Source organism: Pseudomonas sp. AS2.8 (genome assembly GCF_014190935.1).
Taxonomy (GTDB): Bacteria; Pseudomonadota; Gammaproteobacteria; order Pseudomonadales; family Pseudomonadaceae; genus Chryseomonas.
The window spans coordinates 595,376-620,084 of the sequence record NZ_JACHVV010000001.1; the positions used below are offsets into that span (position 1 = coordinate 595,376).

The 24,709-nt window shown below is 67.7% G+C and carries 23 protein-coding genes; 12 read left to right on the top strand and 11 right to left on the bottom strand.

Annotation, left to right across the window (positions count from 1 at the left end; all coding sequences use genetic code 11):
- Nucleotides 1-2: 2 nt before the first annotated feature.
- Nucleotides 3-449 carry a type II 3-dehydroquinate dehydratase gene (gene aroQ / locus FHR73_RS02735; protein WP_183629375.1) on the top strand — a complete coding sequence of 149 codons (447 nt, stop codon included), beginning with the start codon at nt 3-5 and terminating at the stop codon, nt 447-449.
- Between the two features lie 495 nt (nt 450-944).
- Here the strand turns inward: aroQ and FHR73_RS02740 are convergent, their stop codons facing one another.
- The gene (locus tag FHR73_RS02740) at nt 945-1,451 is read right to left on the bottom strand and encodes a cupin domain-containing protein (protein ID WP_183629377.1); all 507 of its coding nucleotides are present in this window, start codon (nt 1,449-1,451) and stop codon (nt 945-947) included.
- A gap of 88 nt (nt 1,452-1,539) precedes the next feature.
- Here FHR73_RS02740 and FHR73_RS02745 point away from each other — a divergent pair, with 88 nt between their 5' ends.
- The 6 genes from FHR73_RS02745 to FHR73_RS02770 are packed head-to-tail and all read left to right on the top strand — an operon-like array spanning nt 1,540 to nt 8,953.
- Entirely contained in the window at nt 1,540-3,765 is a 2,226-nt protein-coding gene (locus FHR73_RS02745) for an ABC transporter substrate-binding protein (RefSeq protein ID WP_183629379.1), read from the top strand.
- Complete coding sequence (locus FHR73_RS02750) at nt 3,762-4,739, top strand: ABC transporter permease (protein ID WP_183629381.1); 978 nt, start codon at nt 3,762-3,764, stop codon at nt 4,737-4,739. The genes FHR73_RS02745 and FHR73_RS02750 overlap by 4 nt, the downstream gene beginning before the upstream one ends.
- A 5-nt stretch (nt 4,740-4,744) precedes the next feature.
- Nucleotides 4,745-6,202, top strand: coding sequence for an ABC transporter permease (locus FHR73_RS02755; RefSeq protein WP_183629383.1), 1,458 nt, complete (start codon nt 4,745-4,747; stop codon nt 6,200-6,202).
- Complete coding sequence (locus tag FHR73_RS02760; protein WP_183629385.1) at nt 6,199-7,851, top strand: ABC transporter ATP-binding protein; 1,653 nt, start codon at nt 6,199-6,201, stop codon at nt 7,849-7,851. Before FHR73_RS02755 ends, FHR73_RS02760 begins: the two co-directional genes overlap by 4 nt.
- Nucleotides 7,848-8,384, top strand: a complete 537-nt coding sequence (locus tag FHR73_RS02765; protein WP_183629387.1) for a GNAT family N-acetyltransferase — start codon at nt 7,848-7,850, stop codon at nt 8,382-8,384. Before FHR73_RS02760 ends, FHR73_RS02765 begins: the two co-directional genes overlap by 4 nt.
- Nucleotides 8,381-8,953, top strand: coding sequence for a GNAT family N-acetyltransferase (locus FHR73_RS02770; protein WP_183629388.1), 573 nt, complete (start codon nt 8,381-8,383; stop codon nt 8,951-8,953). The genes FHR73_RS02765 and FHR73_RS02770 overlap by 4 nt, the downstream gene beginning before the upstream one ends.
- Before the next feature lie 35 nt (nt 8,954-8,988).
- On the opposite strand, the gene FHR73_RS02775 is transcribed toward FHR73_RS02770, so the two are convergent.
- From FHR73_RS02775 to FHR73_RS02820, 10 genes are all read right to left on the bottom strand, one after another.
- Nucleotides 8,989-10,200, bottom strand: coding sequence for a nitrate/nitrite transporter (locus FHR73_RS02775; RefSeq protein WP_183629389.1), 1,212 nt, complete (start codon nt 10,198-10,200; stop codon nt 8,989-8,991).
- Between the two features lie 670 nt (nt 10,201-10,870).
- Nucleotides 10,871-11,389, bottom strand: coding sequence for a DUF4142 domain-containing protein (locus tag FHR73_RS02780; RefSeq protein ID WP_183629390.1), 519 nt, complete (start codon nt 11,387-11,389; stop codon nt 10,871-10,873).
- Nucleotides 11,390-11,511: 122 nt separating this feature from the next.
- A complete protein-coding gene (locus FHR73_RS02785) occupies nt 11,512-12,267 on the bottom strand; it encodes a hypothetical protein (protein WP_183629391.1) in 756 nt (251 codons plus the stop codon).
- On the bottom strand, nt 12,267-12,461 hold the full coding sequence (locus tag FHR73_RS02790) for a hypothetical protein (protein ID WP_007159025.1): 195 nt from the start codon (nt 12,459-12,461) through the stop codon (nt 12,267-12,269). The genes FHR73_RS02785 and FHR73_RS02790 overlap by 1 nt, the downstream gene beginning before the upstream one ends.
- 94 nt (nt 12,462-12,555) lie before the next feature.
- A complete protein-coding gene (gene alaC / locus FHR73_RS02795) occupies nt 12,556-13,797 on the bottom strand; it encodes an alanine transaminase (RefSeq protein WP_183629392.1) in 1,242 nt (413 codons plus the stop codon).
- A 147-nt stretch (nt 13,798-13,944) separates the two neighbouring features.
- Entirely contained in the window at nt 13,945-14,517 is a 573-nt protein-coding gene (locus FHR73_RS02800) for an ANTAR domain-containing response regulator (protein WP_027599890.1), read from the bottom strand.
- An 11-nt stretch (nt 14,518-14,528) separates the two neighbouring features.
- Nucleotides 14,529-15,725, bottom strand: a complete 1,197-nt coding sequence (locus FHR73_RS02805) for a CmpA/NrtA family ABC transporter substrate-binding protein (RefSeq protein WP_183629394.1) — start codon at nt 15,723-15,725, stop codon at nt 14,529-14,531.
- Between the two features lie 243 nt (nt 15,726-15,968).
- The gene (locus FHR73_RS02810) at nt 15,969-18,350 is read right to left on the bottom strand and encodes a penicillin acylase family protein (RefSeq protein ID WP_183629396.1); all 2,382 of its coding nucleotides are present in this window, start codon (nt 18,348-18,350) and stop codon (nt 15,969-15,971) included.
- Between the two features lie 145 nt (nt 18,351-18,495).
- Nucleotides 18,496-19,275: a hypothetical protein gene (locus FHR73_RS02815; RefSeq protein ID WP_183629398.1), complete on the bottom strand. Its 780-nt coding sequence runs from the start codon at nt 19,273-19,275 to the stop codon at nt 18,496-18,498.
- Between the two features lie 44 nt (nt 19,276-19,319).
- On the bottom strand, nt 19,320-20,288 hold the full coding sequence (locus FHR73_RS02820; protein ID WP_183629400.1) for an alpha/beta hydrolase: 969 nt from the start codon (nt 20,286-20,288) through the stop codon (nt 19,320-19,322).
- Between the two features lie 135 nt (nt 20,289-20,423).
- Here FHR73_RS02820 and aroC point away from each other — a divergent pair, with 135 nt between their 5' ends.
- The 5 genes from aroC (at nt 20,424) to mtnC (ending at nt 24,662) form a co-directional block, all read left to right on the top strand.
- Nucleotides 20,424-21,515: a chorismate synthase gene (gene aroC / locus FHR73_RS02825; RefSeq protein ID WP_183629407.1), complete on the top strand. Its 1,092-nt coding sequence runs from the start codon at nt 20,424-20,426 to the stop codon at nt 21,513-21,515.
- A 157-nt stretch (nt 21,516-21,672) separates the two neighbouring features.
- Nucleotides 21,673-22,833 (top strand): MFS transporter, encoded by a 1,161-nt coding sequence (locus FHR73_RS02830; protein ID WP_183629409.1) that lies wholly within the window; start codon nt 21,673-21,675, stop codon nt 22,831-22,833.
- Nucleotides 22,817-23,431, top strand: coding sequence for a methylthioribulose 1-phosphate dehydratase (locus tag FHR73_RS02835; RefSeq protein WP_183629411.1), 615 nt, complete (start codon nt 22,817-22,819; stop codon nt 23,429-23,431). Before FHR73_RS02830 ends, FHR73_RS02835 begins: the two co-directional genes overlap by 17 nt.
- Nucleotides 23,428-23,979 (top strand): acireductone dioxygenase, encoded by a 552-nt coding sequence (locus FHR73_RS02840; protein ID WP_183629413.1) that lies wholly within the window; start codon nt 23,428-23,430, stop codon nt 23,977-23,979. Before FHR73_RS02835 ends, FHR73_RS02840 begins: the two co-directional genes overlap by 4 nt.
- Nucleotides 23,976-24,662: an acireductone synthase gene (gene mtnC, locus FHR73_RS02845; RefSeq protein WP_183629415.1), complete on the top strand. Its 687-nt coding sequence runs from the start codon at nt 23,976-23,978 to the stop codon at nt 24,660-24,662. Before FHR73_RS02840 ends, mtnC begins: the two co-directional genes overlap by 4 nt.
- Nucleotides 24,663-24,709: the final 47 nt, after the last annotated feature.

The following is a 24,709-nucleotide window of genomic DNA, read 5'->3' on the forward strand; positions in this document are numbered from 1 at the left end:
CCATGAAGATCCTGATGTTGCACGGTATCAACCACAACATGTTCGGCAAGCGCGATCCCGTGCAGTACGGCACCGTGACCCTGGCCGAGATCGACGCCAGGCTGGCGGCTCTGGGGGCGGAACTGGGCGTCGAGGTGCAGAGCTTCCAGAGCAATCACGAGGGCGCGATGGTGGAGCGCATTCACCAGGGCTTCGAGGAGGGCGTGGATGGCGTGCTCATCAACGCCGGCGCCTGGACCCACTACAGCTACGGTATCCGCGACGCCCTGGCGATCCTCACCGTGCCGGTGGTGGAGCTGCACATGTCCAACATCCATGCGCGGGAGAGCTTCCGCCATCACTCGGTATTCGCCGAGATCGTCCTGGGGCAGATCGCCGGCTTCGGCGTGGACAGCTACCTGCTGGCGCTGCGCGCCGCGGTAAGCGCGGCCCAGGCGCGCAGGGCCTGAGCCGCTGACCCTCTCCCTTAGGGAGAGGGAGCGCTAACGGTGAGCTTATGTAGGGTGGAAAACCGCGCAGCGTTTTCCAAGCGCCAAGGTGTTGGCTGAGGCCCTGTTGGGCTTCGCTGCGCTCAACCCAACTACGGTAGCGTTTCGTAGGTTGGGTTGAGGCAGCTCCATCGCCGAAGCCCAACAGCCGCAATCGATCCTCGATGTGCAGGTGTATGGAGGCCACCCCTGTTGGGCTTCGCTGCGCTCAACCCAACCTACGGTGAGGTTCGTAGGTTGGGTTGAGCGCAGCTCCATCGCCGAAGCCCAACGGCCGCAATCGATCCTCGCTGTGCAGGTGCATTGGGGGCCACCCCTGTTGGGCTCCGCTGCGCTCAACCCAACCTACGGTGGATGTTTCGTAGTTGGGTTGAGGCAGCTCCATCGCCGAAGCCCAACGGCGAGGGTCAGCCTTTGAGCGCGGCAGGTGGAAGAGGCCATGTCCAATGACTGCGTCTACTCGCCGGACTTCCGGGCCTCACCCGTATGCGGCCCCAATTCACGCTTGGGACAGTCCTGCCATTGCTTATCCCCCAGCCCCGCGGTGTATTCCGGATGCAGCGGATAGTGCAGGCGGTTGTCCGAGCGGCTGGCATCGCCCACCACCAGCAACTCCACCGGCTCGGCGGTCTCGTTGATGAAGGTATGGGCGACGCCATCCCCCGCCTTGAAGCCCACCCCGTCACCCGGCTTGAGGCGATGGGCATGGCCGTCGACCCAGGCGGTGGGATGACCGGCGATCACATAGATGAATTCGTCCTCGGTGGCCTCGGCATGGGGCCGCGAGGTGCGGCGACCGGGTGGCAGCCATTCGTGGTGGATGCCCAGGCGGGCGAAGCCGAAGTGACGGCCGAAGGCGGCGCCCAGGGAAAAGCGCTCGTCACTGTCGGGATAGCCGGGGCCATCGGGGGCCTGGAGCTGGGACCAGTGGGCGATCTTGTCGAAATCTTTCCGGGATTGCATGGGGTGCTGCGCCTCGCGGGAAAATAGCTCAAGCTTAGTCGTTTAGGCGGACGCTGCCGCCTCAGGTCCCTTTCGGTGCAGGAACGCGATGCCCAGACTGTCCAGACAACTCCTCGCACTGCTGACCCTGGCGCTGCTCGGGGGCTGCTCACCCGCCGACACGCCGATCAACAGCCCCTACCGGGCCGGGGCCGAAGGCCAGAATACCCTCTATACCGCCTTCACCACCCGCTCGCCGAAGTACCTGGATCCGGCCAGTTCCTATTCCGGCGACGAGACCAACTTCACCTACAACATCTATGAACCCCTCTACGGCTACCACTACTTCAAGCGGCCCTACGCGCTGATCCCCCGTGGGGCCGAGCGGGTGATCGCGCCTTACTACCTGGACGCCCAGGGCCGGCGCCTGCCGGATGACGCGGCGCCGGCGCAGATCGCCGAGAGCGTCTACGACATCCCTATCCGCCGCGACGCCCGCTATGCGCCTCATCCGGCCTTCGCTCGCGATGCCCAGGGCCATTACCGCTACTTCCCGATCCAGCCCGCCGACCTGGCCGATCGCTACCAGATCCCCGACTTTCCCGAGACCGGCAGCCGCGCCCTGACCGCCGCCGACTACGCCTACGGCCTGCGCCGCCTGGCCAGTCCGCGGCTGGTCTCGCCCAGCTACGCCATCTTCGCCGAGCACCTGGTGGGCATGCAGGCCTTTGGCGACGGCCTGCGCGCCGCCGACAAGGCCCTGCGTGCCAAGCTGCCCAGGGGCGCGCCGCTGCCCTGGCTGGACCTGCGCCAGGGCGAGTTGCCCGGGGTCGAGGTGCTGGACGACCACACCCTGCGCCTGCGGGTGATCGGCAAGTACCCCCAGTTCAACTATTGGCTGGCCATGACCTTTGCCGCGCCGGTGCCCTGGGAGGCCGACCGCTTCTACAGCCAGCCGGGCATGACCGAGCACAACCTCGGTTTCAACAGCTGGCCGGTGGGCACCGGACCCTATCGCCTGGCCGAATCCATCCCCAATCGCCGCCATGTGCTGGCGCGCAATCCCAACTATCACGCCGATCCCTATCCCTGCGAGGGGGAGCCCGAGGATCGCCAACAGGGCCGGCTGGACGACTGCGGCAAGCCCATGCCGCTGATCGACCGCGCGGTGTTCAGCCTGGAAAAGGAAGGGGTGCCGCTGATGGGCAAGTTCATCCAGGGCTACTACGACACCCCCCAGGTCGAGCGCGGCGAATATGGCGTGGCGCTGCGCACCAAGGCCGGTGATTCGGCCGATTCCGCCGAGCTCTATCGCGAGCGCGGCCTCAAGTTGCCCACCGCGGTGGAGGCCTCCAACTGGTACCTGGGCTTCAACTGGCTGGACCCGGTGGTGGGGCAGGGCGCCACGCCCGAGCAACAGGAACGCAATCGCAAGCTGCGCCAGGCGCTGTCGATCGCCTTCGACTGGGAGAGCTACATCACCGTCTTTCTCAACGGCAACGGCCTGGTCGCCAATGGCCCGCTGCCGCCGGGCGTGCTGGGCTATGAAGCGCCGCCGGCCGGCAGCAACCCGGTGGTCTACCAACTGGTGGATGGCAAGCCCGAGCGGCGGCCCATCGAAGCGGCCAGGCGGTTGCTGGTCGAAGCCGGCTATCCCGATGGCCGCGACGCCAAGAGCGGGCGGCCGCTGATCCTGCAATACGATGCCCAGACCAGCGGTGACAGCGCGATGTTCGACTGGATGCGCCAGCAGACCGCCAAGCTGGGTATCCAGCTGGAGCTGCGCGGCTCGGACTACAACAGATTCCAGGACAAGATGCGCAAGGGCGCGGCGCAGATCTTCTTCTGGGGCTGGAACGCCGACTATCCCGATGCCGAGAACTTCCTGTTCCTCTTCTACGGTCCCCAGGGCAAGGCCAAGCACGGTGGCGAGAATGCCGGCAACTACAGCAATGCCGAATACGACCGGCTGTTCGAGCAGATGAAGAGTCTCGACGACGGACCGGAAAAGGTCGCCCTGATCCGGCGCATGGTCGCCATCGTGCAACAGGACGCGCCCTGGCTGTTCGGCTGGAATCCCCTGTCGGCCGGGGCCTATCAGCAGTGGGTCTATAACGCCAAGCCGACCCAGATGGTGCGCGATCAGCTGCGCTATCTGCGCCTGGACCCGGCGCTGCGCGAGCGCAAGGTGCTGGAGTGGAACCGGCCGGTGCTCTGGCCGCTGTGGCTGCTGCTGGGCCTGGCGCTGCTGCTGGCCTGGCCGGCCTGGCGCAGCCTGCGTCGCCGTGAGCGCCAGACCGCCTTTGGCGACGAGAGCGGGGAGGGGCGGCCATGATCGGCTATCTACTGCGGCGCCTGGCCTATGGCGTGCTCATCCTGATCGGCGTGAATCTGCTGACCTTCCTGCTGTTCTTTACCGTCAACACCCCGGACGACATGGCGCGCCTGGCCATCGGCGGCAAGTACGTCACCGCCGAAGCCATCGAGGACTGGAAGGCGGAGCACGGCTACGACAAGCCGCTGCTCATTAATACCACCCGCGAAGGGGCGGAGCAGTTCACCGATACGCTCTTCTTCGACCGGTCGGTCAGTCTGCTGGTGTTCGACTTCGGCACCTCCGACAGCGGTCGCGACATCGGCCGGGAGATCGCCGAGCGCGCCGGACCGAGCCTGGCGCTGGCGTTGCCGACCTTTGTCCTCGGCCTGGTCGCCAGCGTCGGTTTCGCCCTGCTGCTGGTGTTCTTTCGCGCCACCCGGCTGGACTTCTGGGGCGTGGTGCTCTGCGTGCTGCTGCTGTCGATCTCCTCGCTGTTCTACATCATCGCCGGCCAGTGGCTGTTCGCGAAGACCCTGCGCCTGGTGCCCTATTCGGGCTATGAAGAGGGCTGGAATCTGCTGCGCTTCCTGGCCCTGCCGGTGCTGGTGGCGGTGATTTCCGGGCTGGGCAGCCAGGCGCGCTTCTACCGCGCGCTGTTTCTCGAAGAGATCGGCAAGGACTATGTGCGCACCGCCCGTGCCAAGGGCCTGGCCGAGCGGCAGGTGCTCCAGCGCCATGTGCTGCGCAATGCCGCGCTGCCGATCCTCACCGGCGTGGTTTCGGCCATTCCGCTGCTGATCATGGGCAGCCTGATCGCCGAATCCTTCTTTGGCATTCCCGGCCTGGGCAGCTACACCATCGACGCCATCAACGGCCAGGACTTCGCCGTGGTGCGCACCATGGTGTTTCTCGGCTCGGTGCTCTACATCGTCGGCCTGATCCTGGCGGACCTGTCCTACACCCTCGCCGATCCGCGCGTTCGCTTCAGGTAGCCGCCATGCCGAAATTCGTCTTGCTCTGGACCGACCTCGCCCTCTACCTGCTGGTAGCCGGTACCCTGGTCTATGCCTGGCGCGCGCGTCGCCAGCCGGCCCTGCGCGCCAGTTGGCGGCGGGTACTGCAGGATGCGCCGGCGATGAGCGCGGCCGTGGTGCTGGCCAGCTTCGTCGCCATCGCCCTGCTGGATTCGCTGCACTACCGGCCCCAGTTGCCCGCCACGCCCGGCGCCACGGCGCCGATCTATTCGCCCGTGGTGCTCTCGGCTCTCGATGGCCTGCTGGCCGACACCAGCCTGACCCAGCGCGAGAAGACCTATTCGGCGCCGCTCGCCACCCACCAGTTCACCAAGGAAACCCTGGGCACCAGCGCGGAGGGCCTGCCGCTGCGCGACTTCCCGCGACTCAAGCATGCCGGTATCGCGTTGCGCGATCCCGCTACCGAGTGGCGGGGCGATGTCCTCAGGCGGCTGACGTCGGGCCTGCTCGGCGGTCTGGCGCTGGCCCTGGCGACTGCCGCCCTGGCCGCGGCACGGCTGCGCGAGACGGGTGGTTTCGCGGCCCGCTGCGGCCTCATCCTCCGCGGCCAGACCGCCACACCCTGGCGCGCCATCCTGCTGACCTGGCTGGGCGTCTGCCTGGTGGCCGGCAGCGTGATCGCCCTGGCCAGCGGCTATCACGTGCTGGGCACCGACGGCACCGGCAACGACGTCCTCTACCAGTCGTTCAAGAGCATCCGCACCGCCTTCGTCATCGGCAGCCTGACCACGCTGGCCATGCTGCCGCCGGCGATCGGCTTCGGCCTGGCCGCCGGTTATTTCAAGGGCCGGGTGGACGACGTCATCACCTACCTCTACACCACCCTGACCTCCATCCCCGGGGTGCTGCTGGTGGCGGCCTGCGTACTGATGATGCAGGTGTTCATCGACCGCCATCCCGAGCTGTTCGACACCGGCGCGGCGCGCGCCGACCTGCGCCTCTTCATGCTCTGCCTGATCCTCGGCCTCACCGGCTGGGCCGGCCTCTGCCGCCTGCTGCGCGCCGAGGCGCTCAAGCTGCGCGAGCTGGAGTACGTGCAGGCAGCGCGGGCCTTTGGCGTCTCCCACTTCACCATCCTGCGCCGACACCTGCTGCCCAACGTCTTCTACCTGGTGCTCATCACCCTGACCCTGGAGTTTTCCAGCCTGGTGCTCTACGAGGCGGTGCTGTCCTACCTGGGCATCGGTGTCGACCCGACCATGAATTCCTTCGGCTCCATGATCAACGATGCCCGTACCGAGATGTCCCGCAGCCCGATGATCTGGTGGAACCTGCTCAGCGCCTTCGCCTTCATGCTGGCCCTGGTGCTGGCGGCCAATCTGTTCGCCGATGCCGTGCGCGACGCCTTCGATCCGCGCAGTCGCCGGCTGGGATCCGCCTGGCTCAGGCGCCGTCCCGGCCAGGGCGAGGTGCAGCCATGACCCCGGTGCTGGAGATTCGCGACCTGGAGATCCTAGTCGAGGGCGAGGAGGGCACGCGCCAGGCGGTCCGCGGCCTGAGCCTGGCCATCGCCCGCGGCGAGACCTTCGCCCTGGTCGGGGAATCGGGCAGTGGCAAGAGCGTCACCGCGCTCTCGCTGTTGCGTCTGCTGCCGCCTTCGCTGGGCATCGCCCGCGGCGCGGCGCTGCTGGCCGGCACCGACCTGCATCGACTGCCGGAGCGGCGTCTGCGCGAACTGCGCGGTGGGCGCGTCGGCACCATCTTCCAGGAGCCCGCCACCAGCCTGAATCCGGTCATGCGCATCGGCGAGCAGATCGAGGAAACCCTACGCGCCCATACCACGCTGCGCGGCGCCGCCGCCCGTGCCCGGGTGGTGGAATGGCTGCGCCGGGTCGGCATTCCCGAGCCGGAGCGGCGGATCGACGACTATCCCTTCCAGTTCTCCGGTGGCCAGAAACAGCGCATCATGCTCGCCCTGGCGCTGGCGGCCGAGCCGGACCTGCTGATCGCCGACGAACCCACCACGGCGCTGGACGTCACCGTCCAGGCGCAGATCCTTGCGCTGCTGGCCGATATCCAGCGCGAACTGGGCATGGCCATCCTGCTCATCACCCACGATCTGGCGGTGGTGCGCCAGGTAGCCGATCACGTGGCCCTGATGCGCCATGGCGAGATCGTCGAGAGCGCCCCGGCCGCGGAGTTCTTCGAGGCGCCCCGGCATCCCTATGCCCGCGAGCTGTTCGCCGCCATTCCCACCTTCGCCAAGCGCGGCCAGACCCTGGCCGGCAGCCCGCGCGCCTTGCCGCAGCGCCAGCCGGGCGCGCGGCTGCTGGAGGTGCGTGAGCTGGCCGTGCACTATCCGCTTCGCCGCGGCGCCTGGGGCCGGACGCGGGACTGGGTCAGGGCGGTGGACGGGGTGAGCTTCGACCTGCATGCCGGCGAGACCCTGGCGCTGCTGGGCGAGTCCGGGTGCGGCAAGACCACCACCGGCAAGGCGCTGCTGCGCCTGCTCGATGGGACGCGCATCAGCGGCAGCGCCCAGCTGGGCGGCGAGGACCTGCTCACGGCCGATCGGCGTACCCTGCAGCGGTTACGGCGGCAGATCCAGATCGTCTTCCAGGACCCCTTCGCCTCGCTGGATCCGCGCATGCGCATCGGCGCCACCCTGGAGCAGGGCTTGCTGGCGCTGCGTCCCGAGCTGGATGCCGCCGAGCGCCAACGGCGCGCCGCCGCCCTGGTGGAGCGGGTCGGGCTGCCCGGCGACACCCTGCAGCGCTTCGCCCACGAATTCTCCGGCGGCCAGCGGCAGCGCATCGCCATCGCCCGGGCGCTGATCGTCGAGCCGCAGGTGCTGGTATGCGATGAACCCACCTCGGCGCTCGACGTCTCGGTGCAGGCGCAGATCCTCGATCTCCTGCGCGAACTCCAGGCGGAGCGGGGCCTGGCCTATCTGTTCATCACCCACAATTTCGGCGTGGTCGAATACCTGGCCGACCGCATCGCGGTGATGGACGGCGGCCGCATCGTCGAACAGGGCAGCGCCGAACGGGTGCTGCCTGCGCCCATTCACGCCATGACCCAGCGCCTGCTGGCCGCCGTGCCGCGCCTGGATTTCGGGACCTCGCCATGAATTTTCCACCGCGCATCGCCCTGGCCGATTTCGAGCTGGTCTGGCCGCAACCGCGCCTGGCCGCGGCCTTCGCCGACGCCCTGAACTGGAGCTATGCCGAGCACCGCCGCTTCCTCGGCTGGGCGCGCGAACGGACCAGCGTCGCCCAGGCTCGCGACAGTCTGCTCGCCGCGCGCGGCGCCTTCACCCTGGCCCAGGGCGAGAAACGCTACTTCCTGGTGCGCGGTGACGACTTGCTCGGCTGCCTGGGACTCACCCCTCTGGACGGCGGCCGGCGCTATGAGGTCGGCTACTGGCTGCACAGCCTGCATACCGGGCAGGGCCTGATGACCACCGCACTGCGCTACTTCGTCGAGCAGCGGGGCGCGGCGGGACTCTTTCTCACCACCTCGGCCGCCAACGCCTCCAGCCAGCGCCTCGCCGAACGGGTGGGTTTCCGGCGCGTCCGGGTACTGGAAAACGATCGGGAAGGTCCGGACGGACAGCGCTGCGCCACCTGGGTCTACGAATTGCCGCCGCAGGTGCAGCCATGACCGCCCTGAGCGTTCCGCTGCAGTATCCACCCCGCTTCGCCGTGACCGAGGCGGTGGAACTGATCGACCTGACCCTGGCCGATCCCGCCGCGGTGGCCGACTACTACCGGCTCAATCGCCAGCACCTCGCGCTTTCGATGCCGCGGCGCTCCGACGCATTCTATACCCTGGCGCAATGGCAGGGGCAGGCGGCAGCCTATCGTGCCGGCGGGCCGGGCCTGAGCGAATTGCGCCTGGTGCTGCGGGCGGGGCCGCTGGTGATAGGCACGGTCAATTTCAGCCAGATATTCCGGGGTGGTTTCCAGGCCTGTTACCTGGGCTATGGCCTGGATGCAGCCTGGCAGGGACGGGGGCTGATGCGCCAGGCGGTACGCCTGGGGCGGGACTTCGTTATCGCCGAATTGGGCCTGAACCGGATCATGGCCAACCATCTGCCGGAGAACGTCCGCAGCGCCCACCTGTTGACCTGTCTCGGCTTCGAACGCGAGGGCCTGGCGCGGCGCTATCTGGAGATCGACGGGATCTGGCGGGATCACGTGCTGACCAGCTATGTGCGTCCCGCCCCCTGAATGAAAACCGGCGGCCCCTGGCCGCCGGACTTCCCTCAGACCCGTGCCGCGGTGACGGCAGCCGAGCCCCAGGTGGTGCGCCAGCGGCGCTTGACGCTGAGCAGGCCGAACCAGGCGAGCACGCCGAGGGCGGCGAACAGCCAGAGGCCCAGCTGATAGTCGCCGGTGGCCTGCTTGACCGCACCCAGGCCGGCGGTGAGGGCGAAGCCGCCGATGCCGCCCGCCATGCCGATCAACCCGGTCATGACGCCGATTTCCTTGCGGAAGCGCTGGGGGACCAGCTGGAACACCGCGCCGTTGCCGGCGCCCAGGCTGAGCATGGCCACCACGAACAGGGCCAGGGCGGCCATGGCGCTGGGCAGGTGGAAGCCCACGGCGGCGATGCAGATGGCCGCCACGGTATACATGCCGAGCAGCGCGCGGATACCGCCGATGCGATCGGCCAGGGCACCGCCCAGGGGCCGCATCAGGCTGCCGCCGAAGACGCAGGCCGCGGTGTAGTAGCCGGCCACCACCGGCTCCAGGCTGTACTGGTCATGGAAATAGCCGGGCAGGGTGCTGGCGAGGCCGAGGAAGCCGCCGAAGGTCACGCTGTAGAAGAACATGAACCACCAGCTGTCCTGGTCGCCCAGGGCGCGGCCGTAGTCCGCCAGCTTCTTTGGTGCCGGGCGTTCGGGGGCGTTGCGGGCGCAGAGCACGAAGACCACCAGGGTCAGGATCAGCGGGATCAGCGCGAAGCCGAACACGTTGGTCCAGCCGAAGGCCTTGGCCAGCGCCGGCGCGAAGAGGGCGGCGAACACCGTGCCGGAGTTGCCGGCGCCGGCGATGCCAAGGGCCTTGCCCTGGTGCTGCGGCGGATACCACTGGGAGGCCAGCGGCAGGGCCACGGCAAAGGAGGCACCGGCGAAGCCGAGGAACAGGCCCAGCACCAGGGTCTGCTCATAGCTGTGCACGCCATGCTGCCAGGCCACCAGCAGCGCCAGGATCACCACCACCTGGCCGATGATGCCGGCGGTCTTGGGCGACAGCCGATCGGCGACGAAGCCCAGGATCAGGCGCAGGACGGCACCGGCGAGAATGGGCGTGGCCACCATCATGCTGCGCTGCTGGGTCGTCAGCTGCAGGTCGGTGGCGATCTGCACGGCCATGGGGCCGAGCACGTACCAGACCATGAAGCTGAGGTCGAAGTAGAGGAAGGCGGCGAACAGGGTCGGCGCATGGCCGGCTTTCCAGAAACTGGGACTCATGGAGGCACCTCGGGCACGTCACGGGCATGAAAAAGGCGCCAGTCACCCTTGCCCGTTGCCGGGAGGTGAACTGACGCCTTTGTCGATTGGGGTGACCGCCGTTGGCCACCGCTAACGAGGTCTTTGCAAGAGCGAAGCCAAGTTGGGCAAGTCCGGTGTTGATCGACTCTGACAGCCTTGGCAGCGGCTAAAGAGGACGACGTGCTGCACAATGATCGGGCGCAGGTATGCCAGGCTGCTCTCTATTAGCGCCTGGCATACCCCGTACGGATCACAGCCTCGGTGGTTCGTCCTGCTCCGGTAGGTTGGGCTGAGTGGAGCGAAGCCCAACACTGCCGCTGCGTCATGGCACCGTTGGGCTTCGACGATAAGGCCGTCTCAGCCCAACCTACGGTTTAGTGCCTTTGCTTGGCGCACCACAGGTTCGCCTTGAGGGTAGGTTGGGTTGAGCGGAGCGAAGCCCAACACTGCCATTGCGTCATGGCACCGTTGGGCTTCGACGATAGGGCCGTCTCAGCCCAACCTACGGTCCAATGCCCCTATCTGGCGTACCACAGGTGCGCCTTGAAGGTAGGTTGGGTTGAGCGCAGCGAAGCCCAACACTGCCGCTGCGTCATGGGACCGTTGGGCTTCGACGATAGGGCCGTCTCAGCCCAGCCTACAGCCAGTGCTACTGCTTGGCGTACTTGGTCTGCAGCGCCTTGGCTTCCTGGAGGTGGTGCTCCAGCTTCGGCAGGGTCTTCTCGGCGAAGGCCTTGAGCGCGGCGTCATCGCCGGTCTTGGCTTCGTTGCGGAAGATCTCGATGGTCTGCTCGTGGGCCACGACCTGGTTGTTGGCATAGGAGCGGTCGAAGGAGTCGTCACGCACCTGCAGGATCATGGCCTTGGCCTTGTCCATCAGCTCGGCGTCGGTGGAGACCTTCAGCTTCTTCTCCTGGGCCAGGCTCTTGAGCTGCTCGTTGGCCTTGGTGTGGTCGTCGATCATGCTCTGGGCAAAGGTCTTGATGTCCTGGGACTGGCTCTTTTCCAGGGCCAGCTTGCCTGCTTCGATTTCGGCGATGCCCTTGGCCGAGGCGTCGTCGACGAATTCGGCCGGAGACAGCTTGTCGGCGGCCTGGGCCAGACCGGCACCGGCAGCCAGCAGGATGGCGAGGGACAGGCTGGAGGCTTTCTTCAGCATGGGCGTCATGGACGTGCTCCTGATTTTCTTGGCAGTAAGGGAAGGGCGTCACCGGCTGGCAGTGAACGCGCCTGCAAATGGGACCTGCCTAAAAAGTCATACGTTCCCTGAAGAAAGTGCGCGAAGCCAGATCAGGCGCGGCTTACGCTTGAGCGAAACGCTTCATAGGCGTCGAAATCGAAGCGCGTCGCCGAGACGATCTGGCTCTGTTTCAGGGTCAGGTAGATGTCCTTGCCCTTGTCCGCGTAGTGGGTGGTGAAGGTCACCCAGAGTTTGTCCTTGTCGCGGTAGCCACTCATGATCGGCTTGATGCAGACGTCCTGGTCGGCCCCTTCCGTTTCGCTCGGCTCGCCCAGGGTGGTGATGCGACCGACGTACACCTTGCGCTCCTCCAGGGTCAGCATCAGCGTCTCCCTGTTGATGGAGGCGGTCATCAGCAGATCGTCCAGCGGACTGTCCTTGAGGATGCCGGCGAGGATGAAGGTACGGTAGTTGTCCTCGCTCAGGCCGTACTTGCGCTTGATGGTCCAGCGCGCCAGCGCGGCCCAGGCGCCGGGGATCAGCAGGGCGGTCACCGTCACCAGCAGGATCCAGGCGGCCTGCAGCGGATCCTCCAGGGTGCCGGTGCGGCGCAGCAGCTCGGCGAGACCGGCGAAGTAGTCGAGCGAGAAGGTCCGCTCGCCCCACGACCAGTTGCGCCCCTGCAGGACTTGCGCGATGCCCAGGTGCAGGATCACGGCGAGCAGGGTGCAGAACAGGCCGAAACGGGCGCTCTGCAGGTAGAGGTACTGGCCCTCGTAGCGGTGCAGGCGATAGAAGTAGAGCGGATGCTTGTGGCAGACGAGAAAACCGCTGACCAGGATCGGCAGGAGCAGCAGCAGGAACATCAGCGGTTGATGAGCCGCCGGGCGCGGTCCAGGTCTTCCTTGAATTCGGGGGAGTCGAAGATCTCCGCCGGATCGATGCGCAGGGTGCCTCGGCCGACCACGCGCATGGACTTGTAGGAGTTGTTGATGCTCGCGGCCAGCTTGAGATCGTCCGCGGAGGGCGATTTGAGCAGGTTGAACAGGCCTTTCAGCATGGCGATATCCCGGGAGGTCACTAGCGGCTTATAGCCTGGAACACCCGGACTGACAAGCATTCGCCGCGCCGCCGGTCGACGGCGCGGCGAAGACTCAGGCCGGCTCGACCCCGGATTTGCGCGGGGCCGCCTTGGGCAGCAGGCCATCGGCGCGGAACATCTGCTTGATGCCGCGCACCGCCTGGCGGATGCGGTCCTGGTTCTCGATCAGGGCGAAACGCACATGGTCGTCGCCATAGTCACCGAAGCCCAGCCCCGGCGACACGCAGACCTTGGCCTCGGCCAAGAGCTTCTTGGCGAATTCCAGCGACCCCAGGTGGGCATAGGGTTCGGGAATCTTCGCCCAGACATACATGGAGGCCTTGGGATTCTCCACCATCCAGCCGGCTTCGTGCAGGCCGCGCACCAGCACGTCGCGGCGCTGCTGGTACTGCTGGGCGATGTCGCGCACGCATTGCTGGTCGCCTTCCAGGGCGGCGATGGCCGCCACCTGCAGCGGGGTGAAGGTGCCGTAGTCGTGATAGCTCTTGATCCGCGCCAGGGCGGCGACCAGCTCGGGGTTGCCGACCATGAAGCCGATCCGCCAGCCGGCCATGTTGTAGCTCTTGGACAGGGTGAAGAATTCCACCGCGATGTCCTTGGCGCCGGGCACCTGCATGATGGAGGGCGCCTGCCAGCCGTCGAAGACGATGTCGGCATAGGCCAGGTCGTGCACCACCAGCACGTTGTAGCGCTTGGCCAGTTCCACCACGCGCTCGAAGAAGTCCAGCTCCACGCACTGGGCGGTGGGGTTGGAGGGGAAGCCGAGGATCATCATCTTCGGCTTGGGAATGCTTTCGCGGATGGCCCGCTCCAGTTCGGCGAAGAAGTCCATGCCCTGTACCAGGGGCACCGAACGCACCTGGGCGCCGGCGATCACCGCGCCGTAGATGTGGATCGGATAGCTCGGGTTGGGCACCAGCACGGTGTCGCCGGCATCCAGGGTGGCCAGCATCAGATGCGCCAGGCCTTCCTTGGAACCTATGGTGACGATGGCTTCGCTGTCGGCATCGATCTCCACCTGGTAGCGATCGCGGTACCAGTGCGAGATGGCGCGTCTCAGGCGCGGAATGCCCTTGGAACTAGAATAGCCGTGGGTGTCTTCGCGCTGGGCGACCTGGCAGAGCTTCTCGACGATGTGCGGCGGGGTAGGACCATCGGGATTGCCCATGGACAGGTCGATGATGTCCTCACCGCGACGGCGCGCGGCCATCTTGAGTTCGGCGGTGATGTTGAAGACGTAGGGGGGCAGGCGATCGATGCGCGCAAAGCGGCGCATGGGACTGGAGTCAGTCATGCGTTCCTCGAAGTACGTAAGCGCCCGGAACCGTCCGAGCGACGTGGGTCACAGGAGGTGACCTGCAGCGGACAGTAGCCGCAGGTCGCTGCGCTTGTCGAGGAAAATTATGGGGTTGGAGAAGGGTCCGGGCAGCGTCCTCCGGATTCAGCCGAGCAATTCGCTCATGGCGATGATCTGGTCGGCCACCTGGATCAGTTTCTGCTGCTTGCTCATGGCCTGGCGGCGCATCAGGGTATAGGCCTCGTCCTCGCTGCAGCCGCGCATCTTCATCAGCAGGCCCTTGGCCTGGTCGACCTTCTTGCGCTCCAGCAACTGCTGCTCACGGGCCTGGAGTTCGGCGCGCAGGGCCTGGTCGGTCTCGAAACGGGCGCGGGCCACATCGATGATGGCCTGCAGGCGACTGGTCTGGATGCCTTCGACGATGTAGGCGCTGACCCCGGACTGGATGGCCCGGCGCATCACCGCCGGATCGTGCTCGTCGGTGAACATGACGATGGGGCGTGGGCGGTCGCGGGTGACCAGGCAGACCTGTTCCATGACGTCGCGACCGGGTGACTGGGTGTCGAACAGGATGACGTCCGGACGCAGGGCCTCGATGCGCGCGGGCAAGTCAATGGTCAGGCCGGATTCCTCGATGACCTCGAAACCGGCTTCGATCAGCGCGGCCTTGAGACGGCCGACCTGCTTGGGGGTGTCGTCGATGAGCAAGATGCGCAAGGTCGTTCTCCCTAGTGATCGCTGAGCGCGTGGATGGCGAAGCTGTGGGCGTAACCGGCCGGATCGCTGCCGTCCCAGACGCGACCGTCGAACAGGGTACTGCTGCGCCGGGTCGGCGGCACCGCCAGACCCAGGTCGGAGGCAGCCTGCCGGTACAGCTCGGTGCATTGCACGGCTTCGGCGATGGCCAGGTAGTCCGGCTCCTCGCGCAACAGGCCCCAGCGGCGGAACTGGGTGAGAAACCAGAGGCCATCGGAGAGATAGGGTGGATTGACCGCGCCCTGGCGATGGAAGGCCAGGGGATGCTGGTCTTCCCAGTGGCCATCCAGGCCGTCTTCGTAGTGACCGAGGAAGCGCTGGGCCAGCAGCGCCGGGTCGGTGTCCACATAGTCGGCGCCGCTGATCAGCTGGGCGGTGCCCAGGCGATTCTCGCGACTCTCCTCGATGAAGCGACTGGCGTCGAGCAGGGTGCGGATCAGCGCCCGGGCGGTGTTGGGATAGCGCTCGGCGAAGTGGCCGGTGCAGGCCAGCACCTTTTCCGGGTGGTCCGGCCAGATGGCCTGGGTGGTGGTCAGGGTGAAGCCCTGGCCGCGCGCCACGGCGGCAGCGCCCCAGGGCTCGCCGACGCAGAAGCCGTCGACCCGGCCGGCGGCCAGGTGCTCGGGCATCTGCGGCGGCGGCACCAGCGCGGTGCGCACGTCCTGCAGGGGATGGATGCCCTGGGCGGCCAGCCAGTAGTAGAGCCAGAAGATATGGGTGCCGGTGGGAAAGGTGTGCGCCAGGGTCAGCGGCCTGGTGTCCGGCTGGCGGATCCGCTCGACCAGGGAGGCCGTGTCCCGGACGCCTTCCCGGGTCAGGCTGCGCGCCAGATTGAGGCTCTGGCCGTTCTGCGCCAGGCTCATGAGCACCGCCATCGGGGTAGCGGCAGCGCCGCCCAAACCGAGATGGGCGCCATAGACCAGGCCATAGAGGCAGTGCGCGGCATCGAGCTGGCCGTTGAGCAGGTTGTCGCGCAGCGCCGACCAGGAGGGCTGGCGGTGCAGATTGAGCGTCAGGCCATGGGGTTCGCCAAAGCCCTGGGTCGCCGCCACGATCAGCGAGGCGGCATCGCTCAGGGGCAGGAAACCCAGATTGAGTTCAGGCTTTTCCGGGGCATCCGAACCCGCGACCCAGAGAGGCACGGCGTGGGGGGAAGGCTGGGCAGGCATGGTGTCTCCGGCGGCTGGCGGACGTCCGGGCGCCTCTTTGTGCACCGCTGTGGACGTCTCGACTAGAGCCTGCACCATTTTGGTGACAGGCACGGCACCATCACCGGGCGCTCTTACGGCCACGGCGCCTGCTGGACACCGCCTCGCAGCGGTCCGCGGCGCGGCGAGCGGAGAGGGCGCCGGCTGAGGTCTGCAACAGCAGGGGCAAAACCCGCGCCAAGTCGCGGGTTGCCAGAGGCAGGGCTACTTCTGCGGAATCAGCAGCAGGCGGTCGCGCCCATAGACGCGCTCCAGATTCTGCGGCTGCAACGGCAGACTCTGGTATTGGCCGCGGGTCCAGCCCTTGCCCGGGGTGCCGGCCTGACTCGCCTGCAGGGGCTCGGCCAGGCCGAAGTCCACCACCAGACGCAGCGCCGGTGCCAGCCAGACCTGGTCATTGCCGCCCCAGTGGCTGGCGGTCAGGTCCAGGGTCGCGCCGTCGCCACCGCTGGCGGCGCCGTCCAGGCGATGCAGACGACCCCATTGCCAGCTGGCGCGATCGCTGCCGAGCCTGGCTTCGCAGGTCGCGGTGGCCGCGGCCAGGGAGCGGGCGAAGATCGCCGGCTTGTCTTCGTGGGCGCCGGTGCTGACGTCATCCCAGTAGGGGCTGTCGTCACGCGCCAGGAGGTGATCGACGATGGCGTTGTAGCCGGTGTCGCTGAGGGTGGTGAAGGCCTGCCAGGCCGGGCTCCTGGTGCCACCCAGCTCGTCGGCGAAGGTCTGTTCGGCCAGGGCCTGCAAGAAGGCTTCGTAGAGCGCCGCGTCGGCGGAACCGGCGGCCAGGCGCCCGTCGAAGGCCAGCAGGCGCCGCAGGGCCTCTTCCGCCTGCTGGCGCTGGGTGGCCGGCAGGGTGGCGATGGCCTGGCGCAGTGGGGTGGCGAAGCCGGGGGCGTCGAGCTGGGTCTTGAGCTTGGCGGCCAGGGTGGTGGTCTGGTCCTGCTGCAGGGCCATGGCGTCGCGGGTATCGAGGCGCGCCGAGCGCCCGGCCAGTTGCGCCAGGCGCTCCTGGCGCTCGGGGCCGGACCAGTTGCTGGACAGCTGCATGCCGTAGCCACGCGGCACCACGCGCTGGTTGGCGGCGCCCAGCCAGCCCTGGGCCGGGTCCTGGTCATAGGGGTGCAGCATGGGATCGGCGTAGCCATCCCAGGCATAGCGCTCGTCCCAGCCGGGCGAGGGCAGCAGTCCCAGGCCGCTGCGGCGATTGGGATAACGGCCGGTCACCTGCCAGCCGACATGCTCGGCATCGGCGAATACCAGATTCCAGTCGCTGGCGCGCAGCTCGCGAGCCAGTTCGAAGGCGCGCTCCACGTCCTTGGCGCGGCTGAGGTCGAAGAGCGCATCCAGGCTCTTGTCGGCTTCCAGGCGGCTGCTGCGCAGGGCCAGGCCATAGCCATTGGCGTCCGGCGCCAGGGCCAGATTCAGCAGCGGACCGCGCGGACTGGTATAGAGGGTCTCGCGAAGCGGCTTTTCACCGCGGACGAAAAAGGTCTCCACCCGCTCGCCGGCCGGTTGCCACTGGCCGGCGCTCTGCACCTGCAGGCGACCGCCCTGGCGTTGCAGGCGTTCGAGGTAGAGGTCCTGGCTATCGCCCATCAGGGTCGCGGCGCCCCAGGCCAGCTTGCCGTTGTAGCCGTCGAGCAGCAGCGGCAGGCCGGGCAGGGTGGTGCCCACGGCCTCGAAGCGCGGCGCCCTCAGCGTCACCAGGGTAAAGGGCGACTGGCCGTCGAAGGCACTGACCTTGTCCACGCCGAGCAGGCTGCGGCCACTGCGAGTGTGCCCTGGCGTGGCCGCCCAGGCGGTGCCGGTGGGGCCGCCGAAGGGCGCGTGCTCCGCCAGTTGCCGCTGGACCTGCAGCAGGGCGTCGAGTCCGGGCAGCTGGCCGCGCAGATTCAGGCCGCGCAACTTGGCGGTCTCTTCTTCCGGCAGCGGTTCGTCGGGGTAGGTGGGCAAGAGCCAGGCCAGGCGCTCGGGGCCGATCTGGGCGGCCAGCGCCAGCGCCGCGGTCTCCTTGCGCAGGTCTACCGCCTGGGCGAAGTTGAGCAGTTCGAAGAGCAGGGCGCTGTCTTCGGCTTTCCAGTATTCGGCGCGGTAGTCGTGGCCATCCAGCTCGACCCGCTCGCCGGCCCGATAGAGGTAAGCGTTGACGCCCCGGGCATAGACCTCGAAGAAGGTCTTCATCCGCGGCGAGGCGTTGCCGTAGGCCACCTGGGCGGCCTTGCGCAGGTCCACGGCGCGCATGAATCTGTCGCTGTCCAGCCGGCTTTCGCCGTAGGCCTCGGCCAGCCGACCCTGGGCCAGCAGGCGCAGCTCGACCATCTGCGCCAGGCGCTCGCTGGCGTGGACGTAGCCGAGTGCGAAGAGCGCATCGTGAAAGGTGGTGGTCTCGATCAGCGGCTGGCCATCGGCATTGCGGCGCACCGAGGCGGTCTGCGCCAGGCCGCGCAGCGGCAGGCTACCCTTGAGTTGCGGCTGGCCGCGGGGCGACGGCTCCTCGGCGAAGTACTGGCAGCCGGCGAGGGCGGTCAGCAGGCCGAGGGTGGCGAGGCGCAGCGGCGCGCGCGAGCGAAACGGAAGAGGCGAGACCATGAACAGCGGACACTCCGGGCGGATGGATGCGAACGGGTGGCTACGTTAGCAGGGTCCGCCTGGGGAGCAAGTCTCGGGCGAGGGGTGGCGCCCGGGCGCTGCCGACAGGTCGTCGGGAAAGGCGCCTGGCCCAGCCTCTTCCCGATCAGCGCAGCGCCATCCAGATCAGCAGCGCGGCCTGGAACAGGCAGAACACCGCCAGGCAGCCGATGGCGAAACGCAGGGAGATGTCATCGCGGCGATAGAGGGCGATGCGGTCCTCCAGCTGGCGCAGACTGGCATCGCGCTCGTCGATCACCCGGTCGCACTGCTCCAGCAGGGTGGCGCCGTCCAGCAGCGACAACAGCTGCACCTTGTCGGCGTTCCAGTCCTCGCGCAGCTGGCTGACCCGGGCCGCCCGGCAGAGCTGCTGGCGCTCGTCATCCGCTGCCGTCTCGACGGTGAAGCCCTGGGCACCGAGCACGTGGTCACGGCGTTTGCGGCTGTCTTCGTCGAGGGCGTCGCGGCGCGCCAGGGGCAGATCCTGTACCCGGTAGTGGTTCCAGCGCAGGCGCGCCCAGGCGGCCGCTCGGGCCAGCAGGAAGCGGCCCAGACCGCGTTCTTCCGGTTCGATCTGCAGGCCGCGCTCGGGGCCCAGGCGGATTTCGCCGAGGCGATGATCGACCCAGACCTCCAGCACGTTCACCTCGCGGTGCAGCAGCTGGCCGGGAATCTGCACCGTCAGCCGCAGCAGGCTTTCCTCGTCGCCATGACGCTCGACCAGGCCGAGTTGCACGAAGCGCAGGGGGCGCACGCCAACCCGCCGATCCGCCGGCTGCGGCATCAGCCGCAGCAGCTGGAAGCGCTCGGGCGGCAGGCTGGCCCAGGGATGGGGCTCATTGGTGACGGCTTCGACGGCCGGCGATGCTTGATCGGGGGTTTCCACGGGCGGACTCCAGCGGGCGCGCCTCCGTGGGCGCCCTTGCCGGCTTATCGGCCAGGGTGCGGGGAACCTGAGCGCGCGACGAAGGCGGTCACGCGCTCGACCAGCGCGCGGGCCAGCGGCAGGTTGGGGTTGTCGTAGCTGGGCAGTTGCGCCTGGATGTCCGCCGGGGCGATGCGCAGCACGTGGTTCATGCCGGGAATGATCGCCAGTTCGGCATCCGGCTTGGCCCGCTGCAGGGCGCGGGCATCATCGACCTCCACCTGGACGTCATGGGTACCCTGGACGATCAGCGCCGGGGCGTGGATGCCGGCGAAGGCCCTGGCCGGATTCTGGCGGAACAGCGAGATCAGATAGGGCTGGACGCTGGGGCGGAACAGCACCAGCAACTCCTTCGGCACCTCGGGCACCGGCGTGCCGCGCAGCAACTGGTCGATGATCCACTGGGCACTGGCCAGGCCGGCCGGCGACAGCTTGCCGGCCAGCTGTTCGCGCAGCACCACGTCGATGGGCCGGCCGCTGCCGGCCAGGGTCACCACCCCGGCGACGGGCACCCGGTCGGCGGCCAGGCTGGCGATCAGGGCGCCTTCGCTGTGACCGAGCAGGATCACCGCGGAAAAGCGCGGATCGGCGCGCAGCAGCCGGATCCAGCCGACCAGGTCGTCGACATAGCGCTCTACGCTCAAATGGCTCTCGTCCGGCTCGGCGCTGCGGCTTTCGGCCACGCCGCGCTTGTCGAAGCGCACGCTGGCGATCCGCTGCCGGCCCAGGGCCTCGGCCAGACGCTGCAGGGCGGCGTTGCGGGCGCCGGGAGCGTTGCCATTGCGGTCGATGGGGCCGGAGCCGGAAACGAAGAGCACCACCGGTTGGGGCCTGTCGCTGCGCGGCAGGATCAGGCTGCCCTTGAGCACGCCGGTGCCGGTGTCGAGCGAGAGGGGGCGATAGAGCACGGGATCGGCCGCCGTGGCGAGGGCGGGCAGGGCGAGGCACAGCAACAAAGAGAACAGCAGACGCATGGCGGGAAGGGCACCGGAGAGCTGGGGTGTGGGGGCCTATCCCGCACACAATCCGTGTAAAAGACCACGGCGCGTGTAAAATCGCCCATTCCCAATTTGAATCTATACCTTTCACCCGTAGCGCGGAGCCCTCGCATGTCCGGCAATACCCTCGGCACGCTGTTTACCGTCACCACCGCCGGCGAAAGCCATGGCCCGGCGCTGGTCGCCATCGTCGACGGTTGCCCACCCGGACTGCCCCTGGACATCGCCGACCTGCAGCGTGACCTGGATCGGCGCAAGCCCGGCACCAGCCGCCACACCACCCAGCGCCAGGAAGCGGATGAAGTGGAGATCCTTTCCGGGGTCTTCGAAGGCGTCACCACCGGCACCCCCATCGGCCTGCTGATCCGCAACACCGACCAGAAGTCCAAGGACTACTCGGCGATCAAGGACCTGTTCCGCCCGGCCCATGCCGACTACGCCTACCACCACAAGTACGGCCTGCGCGACTACCGCGGCGGCGGTCGCAGCTCCGCGCGCGAGACCGCCATGCGCGTCGCGGCGGGTGCCATCGCCAAGAAGTACCTGGCCACCCAGGGCATCCGGGTGCGCGGCTACATGAGCCAGCTGGGTCCCATCGAGATCCCCTTCAAGACCTGGGACAGCGTGGAGGAGAACGCCTTCTTCAGCCCCGATCCGGACCGGGTGCCGGAGCTGGAGGCCTACATGGACCAGCTGCGTCGCGATCAGGACTCGGTGGGCGCGCGCATCACCGTGGTCGCCGACGGCGTGCCGCCGGGCCTCGGCGAGCCGATCTTCGATCGCCTCGACGCCGAACTGGCCTATGCGCTGATGAGCGTCAACGCGGTGAAGGGCGTCGAGATCGGCGCCGGCTTCGCCAGCGTCGCCCAGCGTGGCACCGAGCACCGTGACGAACTGACCCCGGAGGGCTTCCTGTCCAACAACGCCGGTGGCGTGCTGGGCGGCATTTCCTCCGGCCAGCCCCTCGTCGCCCACCTTGCGCTGAAGGCCACCTCCAGCATCACCACCCCGGGGCGCTCCATCGACGTCCATGGCAATCCGGTGGATATCATCACCAAGGGTCGCCACGATCCCTGCGTGGGCATCCGCGCCACGCCCATCGCCGAGGCGATGATGGCCCTGGTGCTGATGGATCACCTGCTGCGTCACCGCGCGCAAAATGCCGACGTACGGGTCACCACGCCCGTCCTGCCCCAACTCTGAGCACCTGTTCATGATCAGCTGCGCGTCGGCCAAACGGCGTTGAAAATGCCTTCGGAATGCTCATTTACCTTTTGTAAACTCCGCTTCCTCAGGCACTTTCGCCTTGTTTGTCTCTAGCTCGCAAGATCCTGAACAGGCGCCAAGCACCGGACCCACAATGCCGGTTCCCTATTGGCGCCTGTCGGGCTTCTACTTCGCCTACTTCGCGCTGCTGGGAGCCACGGCGCCCTACCTGGGACTGTATTTCCACCACCTGGGCTTTTCCGGCACCGCCATCGGCCAGCTGGTGGCCATCCCCATGCTGATGCGGGTGCTGGCGCCCAATCTCTGGGGCTGGCTGGCCGATCGCACCGGCCGCCGGCTGAGCATCGTCCGCCTGGGCGCCGCCTGCACCCTGCTGTGTTTCTCCGGCATCTACCTGGGCCAGGGCTTCGCCTGGCTGGCACTGATCATGGCGGGACATGCCTTCTTCTGGCATGCGGTGCTGCCCCAGTTCGAAGCCATCACCCTGGCCCATCTGCGCGACCAGCCACAGCGCTATGCGCGCATCCGCCTCTGGGGCTCGATCGGCTTCATCGCCGCGGTGGCGGGGCTCGGCTGGGCCTTCGAATACGTCAGCCTGGATCTCTATCCGGCCTATCTGCTGCTGGTGATGGCGATCATCCTGCTCGCCTCGCTGGCGGTGCCGGGGGTCAAGGTCGATCCGGGCCAGCGCCCCGAGGCGCCGGCCGAGCCCTTCCTGACCACCCTGCGCCAGCCGCGGGTGCTGGCCTTCTTCCTCGCCGCGGCGCTGATGCAGCTGTCCCACGGACCCTACTACACGGTCTTCACCCTGCACCTGGAAGAACTCGGCTATGGCCGCGGCGTCATCGGCCAGCTCTGGTCGCTGGGGGTGGTCGCCGAGGTGCTGATCTTCCTGGTGATGCCGCAACTGCTGGCACGACTGTCGCTCAACGCCCTGCTGGTCGCCGCCTTTCTCATCGCCGCCGGGCGCTGGTTGCTGCTGGGTGCCCTGGCCGATCACCTGGCGGTACTGCTGTTCGCCCAGCTGCTGCATGCGGCCACCTTCGGCTGCTTCCACGCCGCCGCCATCCAGTTCGTCCAGTCCCATTTCGACCGCCGCCGCCAGGGCCAGGCGCAGTCGCTCTACGCCGCCCTGTCCGGGGCTGGCGGGGCGCTCGGCGCGCTGTATGCTGGCTATGCCTGGCAGGTGTCCGGTGCCCTTGCCGCCTTTGCCGGCGCCTCCCTGGCGGCGCTGGCGGGGGCCTTTCTCATCCTCTTGTCCATTAGGAGAACCCTCCATGATCCAGCAGCGTGAGCAACTGGCCCGGGAAATCATCGACGCCGGTCGCTTCCTCTATGGCCGCGGCTGGTCACCGGCCACCAGCAGCAACTATTCGGTACGGCTGTCCGACAGCCGCCTGCTGCTGACCGTCTCCGGCAAGCACAAGGGGCAGCTGGAGCTGGACGACATCCTCGCCACCGATCTCGACGGCACCCCACTGGAGGCCAAGAAGCCCTCGGCCGAGACCGCGCTGCACTCCCAGCTCTATCGCTGGCAGCCGGAAATCGGCGCCGTGCTGCACACCCATTCGGTGAATTCGACGGTGCTTTCGCGCCAGCTCGAAGGTGATCGCCTGCTGCTGGACGGCTACGAGCTGCAGAAGGCGCTGCATGGCGTGACCACCCACGACGTGCGGGTGGAGATCCCGGTGTTCGACAACGACCAGGACATCCCGCGCCTGGCCGATCAGGTGCAGACCTGGCTGGACGTGCATCCCGACTGCGTGGGGTACCTGATCCGCGGACACGGCCTCTATACTTGGGGCCCGCGCATGGCTGATGCCCTGCGCCACGTGGAGGCCTTCGAATTCCTCTTCGAATGCGAACTCAAGACCCGGAGCCTGCGTCCATGAGCCGACTGACCGTCTACCACGATGCCGAACCGCGCCAGCCGTTGAAGGTGATCAGCGATGGCGAGCACATCGCCGCCACCCTGGCCGAGGTCGGGGTGCGTTTCGAGCGCTGGCAGGCCGCCGCCCCGGTGGCGCCCGGCGCCAGCCAGGAGGAGGTGATCGCCGCCTACCGGCCGGAGATCGATCGCCTCATCCAGGAGCGTGGCTACCAGACCGTCGACGTCATCAGCATGCATCCCGGGCATCCGCAGAAGGAGGCGCTGCGCGCCAAGTTCCTCGAAGAGCACCGCCACAACGAGGACGAGGTGCGCTTCTTCGTCGCTGGCCAGGGCCTCTTCACCCTGCACATCGAGGATCACGTCTACGCGGTGCTCTGCGAGAAGGACGACCTCATCTCGGTACCGGCCGGCACCCCGCACTGGTTCGACATGAGCGAGTCGCCGTCCTTCGTCGCCATCCGCCTGTTCGACAATCCCGACGGCTGGGTCGCCCACTTCACCGGCGTCGACATCGCCCAGCGCTTCCCGCGCCTGGAGGTCGAGGCGTGACGATCAAGGCCATCCTCACCGATATCGAAGGCACCACCAGCGCCGTCAGCTTCGTCTTCGACGTGCTCTTTCCCTATGCCCGCGAGCACCTGCCGGCTCATGTGCGCGCCCATGCCGGAGAGCCGGCGGTGGCCGAGCAACTCGACGCCGTGCGCGCCGAAGCCGGCGAGCTGGACGCCGACGTGGAGCGGGTGATCGCCATCCTGCTGGAATGGATCGCCACCGACCGCAAGGCCACGCCGCTCAAGGCGCTGCAGGGTCAGGTGTGGGAGCAGGGCTATCGCGCCGGCACCCTCAAGGGCCACGTCTATCCCGACGCCGTCCAGGCCCTGCGCCAGTGGCACGCGGCCGGGCTGCCGCTGTACGTCTATTCCTCGGGTTCGATCCAGGCGCAGAAGCTGATCTTCGGCTGCTCCGAGCATGGCGACCTCACGCCTTTGTTTTCCGGGTATTTCGATACCCTGACCGGCGGCAAGCGCGACGCCGCGTCCTATGCGCGCATCGCCTCGGCCACCACCCACGTGCCGGCGGAACTGCTGTTCCTTTCCGACGTGGTGGAAGAGCTGGATGCCGCGCGCCAGGCGGGCCTGCCGACCTGCGGGCTGGTGCGTGCCGGTGGCCAGCTGGGCGATCATCCGTGCGTGGCGTCCTTCGCTGACATCGATCTCGCCGCCTTCGCCTGAAGCCCCCGGCCGGCCCCGTTGCCAAGCGAGCCGGCCGAACTCGACGC

Excerpts from the sequence above, each read along its gene's own strand:
- aroQ (WP_183629375.1), top strand. The coding sequence starts at position 3 with ATGAAGATCCTGATGTTGCACGGTATCAACCACAACATGTTCGGCAAG.
- FHR73_RS02740 (WP_183629377.1), bottom strand. The coding sequence starts at position 1,451 with ATGCAATCCCGGAAAGATTTCGACAAGATCGCCCACTGGTCCCAGCTC.
- FHR73_RS02745 (WP_183629379.1), top strand. The coding sequence starts at position 1,540 with ATGCCCAGACTGTCCAGACAACTCCTCGCACTGCTGACCCTGGCGCTG.
- FHR73_RS02750 (WP_183629381.1), top strand. The coding sequence starts at position 3,762 with ATGATCGGCTATCTACTGCGGCGCCTGGCCTATGGCGTGCTCATCCTG.
- FHR73_RS02755 (WP_183629383.1), top strand. The coding sequence starts at position 4,745 with ATGCCGAAATTCGTCTTGCTCTGGACCGACCTCGCCCTCTACCTGCTG.
- FHR73_RS02760 (WP_183629385.1), top strand. The coding sequence starts at position 6,199 with ATGACCCCGGTGCTGGAGATTCGCGACCTGGAGATCCTAGTCGAGGGC.
- FHR73_RS02765 (WP_183629387.1), top strand. The coding sequence starts at position 7,848 with ATGAATTTTCCACCGCGCATCGCCCTGGCCGATTTCGAGCTGGTCTGG.
- FHR73_RS02770 (WP_183629388.1), top strand. The coding sequence starts at position 8,381 with ATGACCGCCCTGAGCGTTCCGCTGCAGTATCCACCCCGCTTCGCCGTG.
- FHR73_RS02775 (WP_183629389.1), bottom strand. The coding sequence starts at position 10,200 with ATGAGTCCCAGTTTCTGGAAAGCCGGCCATGCGCCGACCCTGTTCGCC.
- FHR73_RS02780 (WP_183629390.1), bottom strand. The coding sequence starts at position 11,389 with ATGACGCCCATGCTGAAGAAAGCCTCCAGCCTGTCCCTCGCCATCCTG.
- FHR73_RS02785 (WP_183629391.1), bottom strand. The coding sequence starts at position 12,267 with ATGTTCCTGCTGCTGCTCCTGCCGATCCTGGTCAGCGGTTTTCTCGTC.
- FHR73_RS02790 (WP_007159025.1), bottom strand. The coding sequence starts at position 12,461 with ATGCTGAAAGGCCTGTTCAACCTGCTCAAATCGCCCTCCGCGGACGAT.
- alaC (WP_183629392.1), bottom strand. The coding sequence starts at position 13,797 with ATGACTGACTCCAGTCCCATGCGCCGCTTTGCGCGCATCGATCGCCTG.
- FHR73_RS02805 (WP_183629394.1), bottom strand. The coding sequence starts at position 15,725 with ATGCCTGCCCAGCCTTCCCCCCACGCCGTGCCTCTCTGGGTCGCGGGT.
- FHR73_RS02810 (WP_183629396.1), bottom strand. The coding sequence starts at position 18,350 with ATGGTCTCGCCTCTTCCGTTTCGCTCGCGCGCGCCGCTGCGCCTCGCC.
- FHR73_RS02820 (WP_183629400.1), bottom strand. The coding sequence starts at position 20,288 with ATGCGTCTGCTGTTCTCTTTGTTGCTGTGCCTCGCCCTGCCCGCCCTC.
- aroC (WP_183629407.1), top strand. The coding sequence starts at position 20,424 with ATGTCCGGCAATACCCTCGGCACGCTGTTTACCGTCACCACCGCCGGC.
- FHR73_RS02830 (WP_183629409.1), top strand. The coding sequence starts at position 21,673 with ATGCCGGTTCCCTATTGGCGCCTGTCGGGCTTCTACTTCGCCTACTTC.
- FHR73_RS02835 (WP_183629411.1), top strand. The coding sequence starts at position 22,817 with ATGATCCAGCAGCGTGAGCAACTGGCCCGGGAAATCATCGACGCCGGT.
- FHR73_RS02840 (WP_183629413.1), top strand. The coding sequence starts at position 23,428 with ATGAGCCGACTGACCGTCTACCACGATGCCGAACCGCGCCAGCCGTTG.